Source organism: Maribacter sp. MAR_2009_72 (assembly GCF_007827235.1).
Taxonomy (GTDB): domain Bacteria; phylum Bacteroidota; class Bacteroidia; order Flavobacteriales; family Flavobacteriaceae; genus Maribacter; species Maribacter sedimenticola.
The window spans coordinates 3,263,652-3,279,930 of the sequence record NZ_VISB01000001.1 but is presented as its reverse complement, the minus strand read 5'-3'; the positions used below and the strand labels follow the sequence as shown (position 1 = coordinate 3,279,930).

General features: G+C 38.3%; 10 protein-coding genes. 6 read left to right on the top strand and 4 right to left on the bottom strand.

The genetic code is table 11. The annotated features are described in order from the left end of the window. Window position 1 precedes the first annotated feature (1 nt). From JM81_RS13815 to JM81_RS13800, 4 genes are all read right to left on the bottom strand, one after another. Entirely contained in the window at window positions 2-1,513 is a 1,512-nt protein-coding gene (locus JM81_RS13815; protein ID WP_144804295.1) for a rhamnogalacturonan acetylesterase, read from the bottom strand. A 2-nt stretch (window positions 1,514-1,515) separates the two neighbouring features. After that, window positions 1,516-4,371, bottom strand: a complete 2,856-nt coding sequence (locus JM81_RS13810) for a glycoside hydrolase family 2 TIM barrel-domain containing protein (RefSeq protein WP_144804293.1) — start codon at window positions 4,369-4,371, stop codon at window positions 1,516-1,518. Window positions 4,372-4,384: 13 nt separating this feature from the next. Continuing rightward, window positions 4,385-5,617, bottom strand: a complete 1,233-nt coding sequence (locus tag JM81_RS13805) for a rhamnogalacturonan acetylesterase (RefSeq protein ID WP_144804291.1) — start codon at window positions 5,615-5,617, stop codon at window positions 4,385-4,387. Window positions 5,618-5,790: 173 nt separating this feature from the next. Then, a complete protein-coding gene (locus tag JM81_RS13800; RefSeq protein WP_186435578.1) occupies window positions 5,791-6,837 on the bottom strand; it encodes a GntR family transcriptional regulator in 1,047 nt (348 codons plus the stop codon). Window positions 6,838-7,036: 199 nt separating this feature from the next. Between JM81_RS13800 and JM81_RS13795 the strand changes: the two genes are divergently transcribed. The 6 genes from JM81_RS13795 (at window position 7,037) to JM81_RS13770 (ending at window position 16,267) form a co-directional block, all read left to right on the top strand. Continuing rightward, window positions 7,037-9,133: a bifunctional aldolase/short-chain dehydrogenase gene (locus JM81_RS13795; protein ID WP_144804287.1), complete on the top strand. Its 2,097-nt coding sequence runs from the start codon at window positions 7,037-7,039 to the stop codon at window positions 9,131-9,133. A gap of 69 nt (window positions 9,134-9,202) precedes the next feature. Next, on the top strand, window positions 9,203-10,483 hold the full coding sequence (locus tag JM81_RS13790) for a sugar isomerase (RefSeq protein WP_144804285.1): 1,281 nt from the start codon (window positions 9,203-9,205) through the stop codon (window positions 10,481-10,483). Window positions 10,484-10,486: 3 nt separating this feature from the next. Next, entirely contained in the window at window positions 10,487-11,857 is a 1,371-nt protein-coding gene (locus JM81_RS13785) for an FGGY-family carbohydrate kinase (RefSeq protein ID WP_144804283.1), read from the top strand. A gap of 9 nt (window positions 11,858-11,866) precedes the next feature. Beyond that, window positions 11,867-13,018, top strand: a complete 1,152-nt coding sequence (locus JM81_RS13780) for an alpha-hydroxy acid oxidase (RefSeq protein WP_144804281.1) — start codon at window positions 11,867-11,869, stop codon at window positions 13,016-13,018. Window positions 13,019-13,032: 14 nt separating this feature from the next. After that, complete coding sequence (locus JM81_RS13775) at window positions 13,033-14,454, top strand: purine-cytosine permease family protein (RefSeq protein WP_144804279.1); 1,422 nt, start codon at window positions 13,033-13,035, stop codon at window positions 14,452-14,454. Window positions 14,455-14,635: 181 nt separating this feature from the next. After that, window positions 14,636-16,267: a carboxylesterase/lipase family protein gene (locus JM81_RS13770; protein ID WP_144804277.1), complete on the top strand. Its 1,632-nt coding sequence runs from the start codon at window positions 14,636-14,638 to the stop codon at window positions 16,265-16,267. Window positions 16,268-16,279 lie beyond the last annotated feature (12 nt).

Here is a 16,279-nt window from a genome sequence, read left to right as displayed (position 1 = left end):
ATCAATCCTTAATAGGTAAAATAAATTCCCTTAATCCACAAGTGGAACAGTTTCGTAAGCTTTGGGCAATGATTCTTGCATTGAATGCCGCCCCTTTAGCCCCGGTATGCGTGTGGTCTTTTGGAAAGAATGCATTAACTTTTTCTTTACCCAATTCACCATATTTAACGGCTAAACTATCACTAATATCCAAGAAAATGGCGTTTTCCACCTTGGCAGCTTCCCGTGCCCATTTTATATATGAATCCGTCCGTTGCTCAACAATACCACCCGGCCATTCATTACGCACCGTTAAACTTAGTACAATAGGCACTGCCCCTTTCGCTTTGACATCCCGTATATATTTTTTCATATACCAGCCAAAAGTATGAACGGTTTCTAACGTACTATCAGGCCGAACTACTTCTTGTAATTCATCTCCAATTCCCCTTAAGGAACCTCTGTATTTTGCCTTTGCAATATTTCCGGCATCATTATGTCCAAATTGAAGCAGTACAAAATCCTTTGGTTGTACTTGTTTTAATACACTGTCCCATAATCCTTCATACATAAATGTTCTTGAGCTTTTACCTCCCCTTGCTTTATTGATTATCTGTATTCGTGTCGTATCAAAATGAATAGGAAAAGGAACACCCCAGCCTACGGCATTTTCATCACCGTTATCTGCCATAGTAGAATCGCCCACCAAAAATAAATTTCGTTTTTTAGGCAACTTGACCAAAGGGCTTCCCAATATAAAATCAGCTAAAGAATTGGATGATTTCTTAAATGCTTCAATAATGACTTCTGCTGCCATGACCGCTCCTTTTGCACTGGTATGGGTATGATCGTGTTCGTAGAAATAAGTTCCCGTGATATCTTTTTCACCTATGGATTCCATTTTCTGGGCCATCTTTGTATTCAAATCTATGAAGGTCACTTGTTCTTCTTGTGCTATCTGTTTAGCCCACAGACCATAAGAGGTATTATTTAAAGGCACTTTGCCTTCGTTCCATTTATTTCTTGGAATAGGCGACAATACAATTGGGATAGCACCTTTCTCTTTCGCTTCTGTTACCACTTTTCGTATATACCATCCGTAGGAATGTACAATTTCATGTTTGCCGGTGAGTATATTATCAATCTCTTCCGATTCATTACCGACCCCTTTAATAGTACCACGCGCCCTATAATCATCATTTATTGGCCCATCATCATTATGCCCAAATTGAATCAACACATAATCTCCTTTGTTCAGTTTACGGTGTACCGAATCCCAAAGTCCTAAATCTTGAAACGTTCTACTGCTAGTGCCCCCCAATGCATGGTTTTCGACATTCACCTTTGTACTATCTAAAAACTGGCCAATAAAATCTCCCCACCCCCACAGTCCGCCAGCACCATCTCCTTGTCCGTTCTTAACCGTAGAATCTCCTACCATATAAACGGTAGGTTTCTCAATACTTGAGGAGGTACATTGCACAAATAGTACACTAGAAAAAACAACTAATAGGACTGATTTAATCGTTTGCATAATTAATTTGTTTGAGGTCTAAAATCGAACCATAGGTTCATGGGAATGCCTTCATCGCCACTTTTAATGCGGATACTGGCCGGTTGACTATGCGGCCCATGATGTGCTAAAGGTTTAAAAGAGCGCATGGCCGGTATTTCATATAAAAAGGAAATATCGCCAGAAGGAAATTCCGGTTGCGGGTGACTGCCTGGAAACCCATTTTTAGGTTCATCTGGTGTGAATAAACGGAGAAAAACCTTTTCAGATTCACTGAACACCTTAAAACCATGGTTACTAGCCTTTAAAGCAGCGGCGTACATATTGGCATGATAGCCTTTAAATTCCGGATAGATCAAATTTTCAAAACTTTCGCCTGTAATGGTACTGTTATATTCCTTTTCCCAAAGTCCGTAAGTGGTTCCCTTTATCCTATTTTTCCATACACGGTAAGGTCCTCTACCCAACCATTTTATGTCCTCTACTCCATCTTCTGGAAAATTGAATGAAATACCAAATGCGCTAATATTATCGTCTACAAAGGCACCATCAAAACCACTATTTCTTCCTGCATTTTTGAGCGCTATCATCTCCATATGCAAGCGACCATCTGGGTACATGGTCCATCTTATGGAGTGGATGCCACCGGTATAATTCACTAGACAAATGGCATTTTGCCCATCGGTATACGTATCTACACTTTTTACACCTGCTTTCATCCCTATAGGTTCTGGACCGTTATTAAAAGGGATCATTTCTTTTTTATTCGATACACTTTTAATTTTTCCGCTTTCTGTATCCAATTTCATGATTACGCCGCCACCTGTTAATATTATTTCATTTCCAGATTTCATGACCTTCGCCACAGTTTTTTCATTTGTAGCGGACAAGAATTTTTTTGCATAGTAAGGAGCATTATGAATGGGCCATGACCATGTATAAATTTCTCTATTATGCTGGTCTTGCGCCGTAATCTCAAGCCAATCACCTTCAAAAAAACTATTAGAAATAGGCATCATCAACTTACCGGTTTCTTTAGGCTCTAAATTTGGAGCCTTAAGTGTACCGCTCTCAATAATTTTAGAGGAACTTTTTGAGTAAAAAGCGTCTTTCGCTGCTTGTACAACGCGGTATTTTAATGAAGTTGAGTTTAAATTTGAATATATATAATCGTTGGTGACATAGAAAGTACCGTCGAACTTTTTGGTGATTTTTACAGGAGCAAATTGTATGGGAGCCCAAACTTCTTTAACCGTAAAAAAACTACCCTCCTTTTCACGATGCGGACCTAAAATTCCGTCGGGTGCCAATGAACCTTTCGAGTCATACACTTGCTCTTGGCCTTTCCAATCGCTTCTCAATACAGCGGCATCGCTAAAAGCCCACATGAATCCGCCAGCAAAAAGCGGACTCTCCTTAAAATGGTTCCAAAAATCCTCTAGTCCGGCACCATGTCCGTTATCATACGTACCGTGCATGAACTCGGTGGGAAAAAATACATTCTCCCCATTTACAAATCGATGTACCCCGGTTTGGTAAGCGGGATAATGGTGCGTATCCCAACCATCAAAATCTGACCACGGGTGTATTACAATCCTATCTTGGGGGTCTAATTCTTTAAATAATGGGTCTAATTCATAATTCCACCCGCCTTCATTGCCATGGTCCCAAATAAGCACCGATGGATGATTAACGTCTCTCTGCACCATTTCGGTAACCAATTTTATGCCTACTTCAGTATCATAGCCGTTTTGCCATCCTGCCAATTCATCTAACACAAAAAGCCCCAAAGAATCACAGGCTTCTAAAAAATGGGTGTCTGGCGGATAGTGATTACGCACCGCATTCATATTCATATCCTTCAACAGGTTAGCGTCCATTATGCTAATACGTTTACTGGTACTTCTACCGGACTCTGGCCAAATGGTATGCCTGTTGATACCCTTCATAATAATTTTCTTTCCATTTACATAAATGCCGTCTTTTTTAATGAATTCCAGGGTTCTAAATCCAATTCTTTTGGTAACATTATGAACGGTCTTTCCATTTTGTTGTAAACTGAAATGAAGGTCATATAAATTAGGAGTTTCAGGAGACCATGGGTCAATATCGCTGAATTTGGTTTTGAGATTAAAAGATGATTTTTTTGGATTGAGGATAAACACTTCGCTCCCCATTTTTTCAGTACTGTTCACTTTGGTCAAAAAGATCTCCAAACTGCACATTTGCGAAAAATTCTCTACAGTCAATTCTGATGTGACCGTACCATCCATTTTTGCATCAATGGCTACATGGGCAATATGCGTTTTTGGCGTCACCGATAACCACACAGGGCGATATATTCCTCCGAACAACCACCAATCTGCCTTTCGTTCGGCAGCATTTACTGAAGCATTTGCAGAATGTTTGGACACATGCACCTCTAACAGATTATCCTCCCCATAATTTAATAAAGAGGTGATATCGTACGAAAACTCATAGAAGCCGCCTTGGTGTATTTCCCCTGCACTTTTACCATTGATTTTTACTTCGGTATCGGTCATGGCTCCACCAAAAACTATCGCTACCTTTTTCCCTTCCATGGAAGCTGGCACCATGAACGTATGTTTGTAAAAACCTTCTTCCTTACTGGGTTCGTCCTGGTCTAATTCTTTATACCATCTACCATAGGTATATTCTCCAAAACCCTCAAATTCCCAATGTGAAGGCACATTTATAGTAGACCACTGATTACTGTTCCTACCGCCATTGACCATAAAGTCCCACTGTACAGGATGTTCAAAATCAACACCAGAAAGATATATTTTTTCGGTTTCTTGAGCGTTCAATAGTATTAAGCTCAAAAGAGCACTTAGGAATAGGAAAAAATTGTTCTTCATTATTGACTTCTATTTAATTTCCGTCTGGTTTTGTAGGTTCAAATCGATTGCTAAGTGGCAAGGCCCATTGAGAAATATGATTTGGAAATGCAGGATTATAAGCAGGGGTAGTATTTTTTAAAAACACTTCTAATGGTAGGCCTTGTCTTTTAATTTCCTGAATGACGCAAAACGCAATTTCATTAGCGCCAAATGCATTGAAATGGGTATTGTCTTCCAAGGCTGTGCTCTGCCCAGGAAATGTATTTGCAGGATATTGTACAAACGCTTTTCTAGAACGATCATCACCCCAACTTTCATAAAGCGTAGTGGTAATTTTTGTGAGGTCTATCAAAGGAACGTTCATCTTTTTGGCAACTGCACGTACTGCATCTGGGTATTCGCCGTGTGTATTGTTCAACTTCCCATCCTCACCAAAAGATCGTCTTTGGACCGGAGTCAATAGAACGGGGATTGCTCCTTTTTCCCGTGCTGTATTAACGAATTCCACTAACAACTTTGTGTAGTTGAGCCATGGCCCTTCATTTTCCTCTTTCTGCTTCTGGTCATTATGTCCAAATTCTATCAAAAGATAATCGCCTTTCTTCAACAAGGAGCCTATTTTTTCCAATCGACGACTCCCTTTAAAAGAGCTCAATGATGCTCCGGAATAGGCATAGTTAGAAACTACAACGCGATCTGATAAATAGCGGGTAATAAATTGCCCCCAAGAGGCCCAAGGCTCTAAATCTTGGTCGGTAACGGTAGAGTCACCGGCTAAAAAAATACTGGTGATTTTCGGTATTGGCGTAACCTGAATTGCTCTAACCTTAGCAGTTCCTAAAAATTCCAAGGTTAATTTACGGTCCCAATTTAAATAGGTCAACTCCCTATCCTTTAGAGAAATCTCACCTCCACCGATTATATTTGGCGTTCTTACGTTGATCATTACAGATTTGGAAAACGTGGTGTTTGGGCCAATTATAGTATCTAACATTAACCTTCTGGATTCTGCTTTTAAGATGATAGTAGTTGCAGACTCCGCCCCTTCAAAATCAATTTTGACCATGTAATTTCCTTCCGGCTTCATGACAGAAAAATAAACCGGGGCCTTGTCTATACTGAAACCGTTATGATGAAACTGCACATTTTTGGACGTGTTAAAATCAAACCCATAACCTAATTGTTCTGTATAGGGCTGGCTTGAATCTACTACGGCATATTCTGTATTTGCGTTATGCGTGCCAAAAACAAAATTTGTAGGCATATCTTTAATTTGTCCATTTGCAACAAATGAAACTACTGCGGTTATAAAAGCTACAATACGTTTTTTTGAATTTATAGGTAAACTAATCAATCTTCTATTTTTTCTAAAAATAATAGTGATTTATAGATATGCCATCCTGTACTATACGGCTTAGGCCTCTAACACCTTAAGCACTAAACAGAATTCCGTTCAATATATTTAAACACATTCTTCACCTTTTCTTTTTTATTCTTTAGCACCATATAGGCAGCAGTCTCCCCCATGGTCTTAAAATCCGTACTGATTACGGTAATGCCCAGCAAACTTTTTAACGGGGTATCATTATAGGAAATAATACCAATATCCTTGCCCAGGGTCAATTCTTTTGCGTTTACTTGCTGCACCAATTTAACAAGGTCCATTTCCTCTATGGTAATATAAACATCTCTACTGCTCAACTCCATGTCCTCATAGATTTCATCCAAAATTTCATGGTCAAAATTGTACTCGCCACAGAATTGGACAAACCCTCTTAAAATTCTTCTAGGATATGGAAAAACAGATTTTTGAGGATAGACCAGAATAAGCTTATCATACTTCTTAAGCTTTTCTATACCTTCTTTTAAGGCACTATAAATATCCTGTTGAAAATCTTGGTAAATAGCGCTGTAATTTCCCTTTATTTCGGGCTTATCATTATCCAGTATAATCAATTTATCCTTCGGGATACGTTCTAATTCCTTTAAGGTATTATCCGTATAACTAACATGCTCTAACCGCTCATTCTTAAAATGGGTCATGATCACATAATAGTCAAAAGATCCTAAATTCTTTTGAATTTCCAATGCAAACAGGGTTTCATCACAATGGTAAATAGATAAGGTTACATGTCCATCTACCCCAATACCATCAACGAACGAGTTGTAAATTCGCATTTTATAGGAGCTAGGTTTATTGATCAGAAAGAAAACATTGATTTTGGAAATCAAGTCTGTTTTGGCAGTATAGAACCCTTTACCCTTGACCGATACAATGACCTTTCTATTTTTTAATTCCCTGTAAGCCTTTTCTACGGTATCCCTAGAAAGGTCGCAATACTCGCTCAATTCATTAATAGATGGTATTTTATGACCGATCTTTAATTTACCTTTTGAAATATCCGCAATAATAGATTCTACAATTTGCTTGTATTTAGGTACTCTAGAAGATTCATTTATTACTATATTCAAGTGCTCGGCCATTCTATTGTTTATGGAAATTAATAGATTAAAAGATGTTGGATAATTTAGGTAAAAACCTAATAGGGCTTTATTAACGCTATATTAAATAAAGCATAAAAATAGTAATCAATTAGGATAAACTACCATAACACTACAGGATAGCTAAAAATTCTTGTTCTCCTATCTTTGGAATTATCATAATAACACTAAGCAATCCAAGATGCAAAAAAACTTTAAACACGTTAATTACCTTTGGGATGAAAAAAAAGCCGCTCAATTTGGTGATGACCAAGTTGCCCTGTTTTTATACCGCTCCAATATATTGGGGGCAGATTTAAGAATTACCAACTACGGAGGCGGTAACACCAGTTGTAAAACCATAGAAAAAGACCCACTGACCAATGAAGACGTTGAGGTAATGTGGATCAAGGGTTCTGGTGGCGATATAGGCACTTTGACCAAGGCAGGTATTGCAGGATTGTATACCGAGCGTTTACGCGACTTAAAAAACGTTTATGGTGGTCTAGAAGATGAAGACCGTATGGTAGGCTTGTTCAACCATTGTATTTATGATTTAAATAGTAAAGCACCTTCTATAGATACACCCTTACACGGGTTACTACCTTTTAAGCATATAGACCATTTACACCCAGATGCTTTGATTGCGGTAGCCGCGGCCAAGGACAGTGAACAGGTGACCAAAGAAATTTGGGGAGACACTATGGGTTGGGTTCCTTGGCAACGACCTGGTTTTGACCTGGGGCTTCAATTGGAAAAATGTTTAAACGACAATCCGGGTATTAGAGGTATTGTTTTAGGGAGCCATGGACTTTTTACATGGGGCGACACCTCTTATGAGTCCTACATAAACAGTTTAGAGGTCATTGAAATGGCTTCGGAATATATCGAGAAAAAAATAAAGGAAAAAGGAAGTGTTTTCGGTGGACAAAAATTACAAAGCCTACCCAAAGAAGAACGATTGGAAAAAGCGGCACAACTTATGCCAATGCTTAGAGGTTTATGTTCTTCCGAAGCTAGAATGATCGGTCATTTCAATGACAATGACATTGTGCTTGAATTCATTAACAGCAATGATTTGGAACGTTTGGCACCAATGGGCACCTCTTGTCCCGACCATTTCCTACGTACCAAGATCCAACCATTGGTATTGGACTTAAAAACAGATGAAGATTTAAGCGATACGGATGCTATTCTAAAAAAACTGCAACCATCTTTCGAAAAATATAGACAAGAATACAAAGATTATTACGACACGTGTAAAAAATCCAATAGTCCAGCCATACGTGATGCCAATCCGGTGATCATTATTTATCCTGGTGTGGGTATGTTCAGTTTTGCAAAAAATAAGCAAACTACGCGTGTAGCCAATGAATTCTATGTAAATGCGATTAATGTTATGCGTGGTGCGGAAGCTATATCGGCATATACATCATTGCCAAGGCAGGAAGCTTTTGATATAGAATATTGGTTGTTGGAAGAAGCCAAGCTACAACGAATGCCTAAAGAAAAACCATTGTCCAGACGAGTAGCCTTTATTACAGGCGCAGGTGGTGGCATTGGTAAAGCAATCGCAGATAAATTAGCGGAAGAAGGTGCCAATGTAGTATTAAGTGATATTGCGGAAGATAGATTACAGGAAGCCGTTGACACCTATGCACGTGATGTAGCCAGTTATGCGGTATGTGATGTCACAAAAAACGAATCGATTGCAGAAGCTTATAAAAAAGCATGTTTAGAATTCGGTGGTATTGATATTATAGTACATAGTGCAGGTTTGGCAATTTCAAAACCGTTGACAGAAACTACGGATGCAGATTGGGATATTTTACAAAATGTATTGGTTAAAGGTCAATTTGAATTAGCCAAACAAGGAGTAGCAATTTTACGCAAACAAGGTTTGGGGGGTGACATTATAAATATTGCCAGTAAAAACGGATTGGTATCCGGTCCAAATAACGTAGGTTATGGTACTGCTAAAGCAGCCCAACAACATATGTCACGCTTATTAGCGGCAGAATTGGCTTCCGATAAGATCAGGGTAAATGTAGTCAACCCAGATGGCGTCATCGTGGGCAGTAAAATTTGGGAAGGAGACTGGGCAGAAGGCCGTGCAAAAGCCTACGGTATTACCGTAGAAGAACTACCGGCACATTATGCAAAAAGAAATTTATTGAACGAAATCATATATCCTGCCGATATTGCCAATGGTGTTTTTGCCTTAGTTGGTATATTAGATAAATCTACAGGGAATATTATAAATGTAGATGGCGGTATGGCCAATGCATTTGTACGATAGTAAATTGAGTGAGTGAGTGCAGACCTGTTGGTGTAGTAAGCCAACAGGTCTATTTTAAATCAACTTTGTATGCAACTAAATAAAGACCAAATTCTATCAGAGAACAATAGATTTCAAAGAAGTCATCAAGATTACTTTAACTTTTTATCCGATCAATTAGATAATCAAGATAAAGATGTAAATGGTATTCTTAGAAAACTTGCCAATTTTCAAGTGGCTATACCTAGTTGGGCATTGGGTGCCGGTGGAACCCGTTTTGGTAGGTTCGGTTTTTTTGGGGAGCCCGCTTCATTGGAACAAAAAATTGAAGATGTAGGTGTTCTACATTCCCTTACCAAAACTGCAGGGGCAATTTCCCTTCACATTCCTTGGGATATTCCACAAGACTATAATGCCATAAAAGAATTGGCGAATGCAAACGACCTAGTTTTCGATGCCGTAAACTCCAATACCTTTCAAGATCAAAAAAATGCAAAGGAAAGTTATAGGTTTGGATCGCTCTCCAATTTAAATGCATCGGTACGTGAACAGGCCGTTCAACATAATATAGATGTCATTAAAATAGGTGAAAAACTAGGGTCAAAAAGCTTAACAGTCTGGTTGGCAGATGGCGCCAATTTTGCAGGTCAACGCAATTTCCAATCTGCTTTAACCCATACAGAAAACAGCTTAAAAAATATATATTCGGCATTACCAGAGGATTGGAAAATGTTTATTGAGTACAAACCTTACGAGCCTAATTTTTATAGTACCGTAATACAAGATTGGGGCACCTCTTTTATGTTGGCAAATGCTTGTGGTGAAAAGGCATATACGTTGGTAGATTTAGGCCATCACCTACCCAATACAAATATTGAACAAATAGTGTCAACCTTAATGCTAAAAGGAAAACTAGGCGGTTTTCATTTTAACGACAGTAAGTATGGTGATGACGATAGTACGGTAGGTAGTGTAAAACCTTATGCCTTGTTCTTAATTTTTAATGAATTGGTATATGGTATGGAAAATAATCCTCAGAATCCTGATTTAGCTTGGATGATTGATGCCAGCCATAATATTAAAGACCCACTTGAAGACTTATTACAATCCTTAGAAGCTATTCAAGAAGCATATGCAAAAGCACTTTTAGTAGACCAAGAAGAATTACAGGCAGCACAATCAAGAAATGATGTAACGCTTTGTCAAGAAATATTACAAAATGCCTATAGAACAGATGTGCGCCCATTATTGGCCCAGGCAAGAGCATTAAGTGGTGGTGCAATAGACCCGTTAAAATCGTATCGTTCTTTAAGAATTAGGGAAGGTTTGATAAAAGAAAGAGGTATGAATTCTGTAGCTACAGGCTTATAGTTCATGAAAAAAGTAACCGCCATATTCGATATAGGTAAAACCAATAAGAAGTTTTTTCTTTTTGATGCCGATTATCAAGAAGTGTATAGAGAATATACCACTTTTGATACTATTGTTGATGAAGACGGTCACCCTACAGAAGATTTAAAATCGCTTCAAGATTGGTTAAAAAATGTATTTGACAGGATTTTAAAATCGGAAAAATACAATATAACGGCCATTAACTTCTCTACCTATGGGGCCAGTTTGGTTCATTTGGATGAACAGGGAGAAGTTGTGACTCCCCTATACAATTACACCAAGCCTTTAGATAAAAAAGTGATAGATTCCTTTTTTGAAAAATATGGCCCTGAAGAGAAAATAGCAGTTACAACAGGTTCGTCTAATGATGGTATGCTTAATTCTGGCATGCAGCTATATTGGTTAAAACACAACAAACCTGCTGTTTTTAAAAAGATTAAATACTCGTTACACTTACCACAATACATTAGCTATATTTTTACGGGTATCCCCATTAGTGAATACACCAGTATCGGTTGCCATACATCGTTGTGGGATTTTTCAAAGAAAGATTATCACGATTGGGTATATGCAGAAGAATTTCACAAAATCCTACCTCCTATCGTTTCAACAGAAACGAGTATCAATCTTAATTACAACGGTAAACGAATAAAAATTGGTGTAGGCATTCACGACAGTTCTGCAGCACTACTACCATATGTAAGAAGCATTAAAAAGAAATTTATTTTGGTTTCTACAGGTACATGGAGTATTGCTTTAAATCCGTTTTCAGAAAAATTATTGACCAAAGAAGACATTGATAAAAACTGTATTAATTATATGCGGATCAATGGCAAACCTGTAAAATCCGCTCGCTTGTTTTTAGGAAATGAGTATACGTTACAAGTAAAAGAAATGGCTGAATTTTTTGGTGTTAGCGAAGATTACCACAAGTCGGTCAAATTTAATAACGATACCTATTTTGAAATTGTAAAGGATATGGAACCCATCTTTAAATGGAAAGGGTTCACAACCAAACAAATGCCAAAAAAAACCAACATATACTATGATAATTTTGAACATGCCTACCACCACTTAATGACAGAATTGGTCTTGTTACAAGTTGAAAGTATTAAGATTGCAGCAGGTGACGAACCCATAGAAAAACTTTATATTGACGGCGGTTTTAGTGATAATGATGTTTACATTAAATTGCTATCCCATTATTTAAGAAACATGGAACTACGAACTACAGATTCATCTTTAGGCTCTGCATTAGGTGCGGCCATTGCTATTTCTGATAGTAAGTTGAATTCCAAGTTTTTGAAGAAAAATTACAGTTTAAAAAAACATGTCCCGTTCATTATAAAATAAGAAAGAGTTATGGCAACAAGTTTCAATTCGGATTATCCATCAGTAGATGATTTAAGAATAAAAGCGAAAAGTAGAATACCAAAATTTGCTTTTGAGTATTTAGATGGAGGTTGTAATGAAGATGTTAGCCTAGCTAGAAACACCTCAGAAATACGTAAAATACAATTACAACCACGGTATTTAAGAAATCAAGGTGCCAGCTCTACAAAAACAAAAGTGTTGGGAATGGAATTCGATGCGCCTTTTGGTATAGCACCCGTAGGTTTGCAAGGCTTAATGTGGCCAAATACGCCTGCAATTCTAGCAAAATCTGCCTACAACCATAATATCCCATTTATACTTAGTACGGTTACTACGATGGATATTGAAAAAGCAAGTGAGCTTACCGAAGGTAATGCTTGGTTTCAATTGTACAACCCGGTTGATGACGCAATTAGAGATAGCATCATTAACAGAGCTGAAGTAGCTGGTTGCCCTGTATTGGTGTTACTTTGCGATGTACCCACTTTCGGTTATCGTCCTCGTGATTTTAGAAACGGATTAGCATTACCTCCAAAAATGACGGTTTCAAACATCCTACAGATTTTAGGGAAACCAAATTGGGCATTCAATACTTTAAAATATGGCCAACCTACTTTTGAGACTCTAAAACCCTACACACCAGAAGGATTGAATTTAAGACAACTAGGTGCGTTCATGGACCAAACTTTTTCTGGAAGATTGAATGAAGAAAAAATAAAACCGATCCGTGATAGATGGAAAGGAAAATTAGTTCTGAAAGGCGTAGCCTCTGAGCAAGATACACAAGACGCTATTCGTATGGGGTTTGACGGTATAATCGTTTCTAACCACGGCGGCAGACAGTTAGACGCCGCACAATCTACCATTAATTCATTACAAGAAATTACAGCGAAATATAGTGACCAAATAGAAATTATGATGGATAGTGGTCTTCGCTCAGGTCCTGACATAGCGCGTGCCATGGCATGCGGTGCAAAATTCACTTTCATGGGTCGCTCTTTTGTTTATGGAACCGGAGCTTTAGGAAATAAAGGAGGAGACCACACGATTAGCATGCTAAAGACACAGTTTAAACAGGTAATGGACCAATTATGCTGTGAACGTGTAGAGGATTTACCAAAACATTTAATAACCACTTAAAACCAACCACCGCCATGAGCCAAAATCACCAAGAAGAAGAAATAATTGAAAAATTGGCCGGTGGCGAATTTGAAAGAGAACCCGTACCCAAATCCAACCTTAAAAGCTGGAAAAGTTTTTTAGGTATGTATGCAGGTGAACATGCCGCAGGCACTGAATTTGTAATTGGACCATTATTTTTAACTACTGGCGTAAGTGCTTTTGACTTAATAATCGGTTTACTTTTAGGAAACCTCATGGCGGTAATCAGCTGGCGATTTTTGACTTCTGAAATAGCCGTTAAAAGAAGACTGACCTTATACTATCAATTAGAAAAAATCTGTGGGAAAAAATTAGTTGTTGGGTATAACCTTGCCAACGGAATTTTATTCTGTTTTTTAGCAGGTGCCATGATTACGGTTTCTGCAACGGCAGTTGGTATTCCTTTTGACATGGAAATGCCTAAACTAACCGACACTATGCCCAATGGGCCAACTTGGATTATTATCGTATTGGTACTTGGCGCGGTTATTTCGTTAATTGCTTCTAAGGGATATGACACGGTATCAAAAGCTGCAAACTGGATGTCTCCAATTATTGTGTTGGCTTTCCTGGCTTGCGGTATTGTAGCGTTACAACAACTAGGCGTAGGCAGTTTTCAGGATTTTTGGAATATTTGGGGCGAAGGTAGTGACCCATTTCCCGGTCAAATAAAATATACGTTCTGGCATGTTTTCTTTTGGTCTTGGTTTGCCAATGCCGCAATGCACATTGGTATGTCTGATCTTTCCGTATTCCGATTTGCCAAAAAAGCAAGTTCCGGATGGACTACCGCTGCTGGTATGTATGTGGGCCATTATATGGCATGGATTGCCGCTGCATTAATTTATGCTGTTTACGTTCAAACACCGGAAGCACAAGCTTTACTGGCACAAGGTGAAGCACCTAATGTTGCTCCTGGTCCTTTGGCGTATAATGCAATTGGTGTTTTTGGAATCATAGCCGTGGTATTGGCGGGTTGGACAACAGCAAACCCTACCATTTATAGAGCCGGATTGGCATTTCAAGCCATTATGCCAAAAGCTTCCACATTTTGGGTCACTATTTTAGCAGGTTCCATTGCCACCATTGCCGGACTGTTCCCTGCCTTTGCTATGAAATTATTGGATTTTGTGGCACTGTACGGATTTATTTTAGCCCCTGTTGGTGCCGTTATCGTATTTGAACATTTCTTCCATAAACAAGCCGGCATAGTTCAGAACTATGCAGAAGTTGCCAATATAAAATTCAACAAATCAGTTTTATTGGCATGGGGTATCAGTTTCGGGTTATTCTATTTTATATCCGTTCAATTTAATGTATTCCTTTCTTTTGTAACCTTACCTGCTTGGTTGCTTTGTGGTGTTTTATTCTTGGTGTTGAGTAAATATTCTCAGAAGAAAATAACAACCAGCTAAACGGTTCTACATAAATTCTTAAAACAAGGAATGATGCTGTAAAAGTATCATTCCTTGTTTTTTAGAACCAAATTATAGGGAAATCTGCGATAATGACAAATTTTCAATCTACAGATTATCAACTATTTAAAAAAATAGATGTATTATTGTTTCATATTGAGACAATAGAAAATCTATCCTAATGAAAAACATTCAAATACTTCTTTTTTCGCTATTCTTATCCTATAACTTAAGTTCTGCACAAGAGACCAATTCTTTTCCGGTTCAAGTGACTATTGAAAACGGAACTATAGAAGGTAATTACGACACACATACTGGAATACAACGATATTTTGGGATTCCATTTGCCAAACCACCAATTGGTGAACTGCGTTGGAAAGCTCCCCAACCTTTAGAAAATTGGGAAGGAGTAAAAGAAACCAAGACATTTGGTCCAAGACCAATGCAAACATTGGTTTTTGGAGACATGAACTCAAGGTCTAATGGAGTTAGTGAGGATTGTCTCTATTTAAACGTTTGGACACCTGCTAAAATGGACACTAAAAATTTACCCGTACTTGTATACTTTTTTGGCGGTGGTAATGTTGCAGGCGATGCATCAGAACCAAGATATGATGGAGAAAGTATGGCCAAAGAGGGCATTGTTGTGGTTACCACCAACTACCGGCTAAACATATTTGGATTTCTAGCTCACCCGGAATTGAGTGCTGAGGCTTCTTATAAAGCATCTGGAAATTATGGCTTATTAGATCAAAATGCAGCACTTAAATGGGTGAATAAAAACATTACTGCTTTTGGCGGTGATCCCAAAAAAGTGACTATTGCAGGTGAATCGGCTGGATCTATTGGGACGAGCCAACAAATGGCCTCTCCCCTATCAAAAAACTTGATTGCAGGAGCCATTGGGGAAAGCGGTGCCGGTATTCACCCAACCATGGCTGCGGTACCTTTAAAAGAGGCAGAACAAATAGGTTTGGATTTTGCAAAGAGTATAGGACATTCCACTCTTTCAGAATTGCGCAAATTGAGTACAAGAGAAGTGTACGAACTTTATAACAAATCCAAAAGATTTGGATTTCCTGCAGTATTGGATAGATACTTCTTACCAAATACACTACCTGAAATATTCAAAAACAAAGAGCAAGCAATGGTTCCCTTATTACTGGGTTGGAATTCCGCAGAAATACCTGGTTTAGCTTTTACTCAAGGCCCATACACAGAAGAAAATTATATAAACAAAGTAAAAGAAGCGTATCCAAAAGAATACCAAAAAGTACTAGAGCTATACCCACATGGTTCTGAAAAAGAAATTGAACTATCGGCAACAGCATTAGCTTCTGACCGTTTTATATCGTACAGTACATGGAAATGGTTTGATTTACATAGAAAAAATAGTAATCAGCCAGTATACCGTTATCTGTACAGTAAACTAAGGCCGCCCTTAGTTGATAAAACATTAGCTTCTGGCTTGGCTGGCGGAACAATAGCAAAAGAGTCTGATAATCCACCGGCACCAAAAGCGGTAGGCGCACCACATGCCTGCGAAATTGAATATTGCATGGGAAATTTACACTTGGTAAAAGACTATGCATGGACTGCAGATGATTTTAAAGTATCTAAAGAAATGATGACCTACTTTGTCAATTTCATTAAAACTGGGAACCCAAATGGAGAAGGTTTACCAAATTGGGAAGCAGCAAAATCAAATGACAAGAACCCTGCTGTTATGGTAATTGATACCAAAAGTAAATTGATAGAAGCCAACAATGATGCTCGTTATGAATTTTTAGACAAGGCCTATAAAAACAAATAAAGAATAGTTTTA

Excerpts from the sequence above, each read along its gene's own strand:
- JM81_RS13815 (WP_144804295.1), bottom strand. The coding sequence starts at position 1,513 with ATGCAAACGATTAAATCAGTCCTATTAGTTGTTTTTTCTAGTGTACTA.
- JM81_RS13770 (WP_144804277.1), top strand. The coding sequence starts at position 14,636 with ATGAAAAACATTCAAATACTTCTTTTTTCGCTATTCTTATCCTATAAC.
- JM81_RS13775 (WP_144804279.1), top strand. The coding sequence starts at position 13,033 with ATGAGCCAAAATCACCAAGAAGAAGAAATAATTGAAAAATTGGCCGGT.
- JM81_RS13800 (WP_186435578.1), bottom strand. The coding sequence starts at position 6,837 with ATGGCCGAGCACTTGAATATAGTAATAAATGAATCTTCTAGAGTACCT.
- JM81_RS13785 (WP_144804283.1), top strand. The coding sequence starts at position 10,487 with ATGAAAAAAGTAACCGCCATATTCGATATAGGTAAAACCAATAAGAAG.
- JM81_RS13790 (WP_144804285.1), top strand. The coding sequence starts at position 9,203 with ATGCAACTAAATAAAGACCAAATTCTATCAGAGAACAATAGATTTCAA.
- JM81_RS13810 (WP_144804293.1), bottom strand. The coding sequence starts at position 4,371 with ATGAAGAACAATTTTTTCCTATTCCTAAGTGCTCTTTTGAGCTTAATA.
- JM81_RS13780 (WP_144804281.1), top strand. The coding sequence starts at position 11,867 with ATGGCAACAAGTTTCAATTCGGATTATCCATCAGTAGATGATTTAAGA.
- JM81_RS13795 (WP_144804287.1), top strand. The coding sequence starts at position 7,037 with ATGCAAAAAAACTTTAAACACGTTAATTACCTTTGGGATGAAAAAAAA.
- JM81_RS13805 (WP_144804291.1), bottom strand. The coding sequence starts at position 5,617 with ATGCCTACAAATTTTGTTTTTGGCACGCATAACGCAAATACAGAATAT.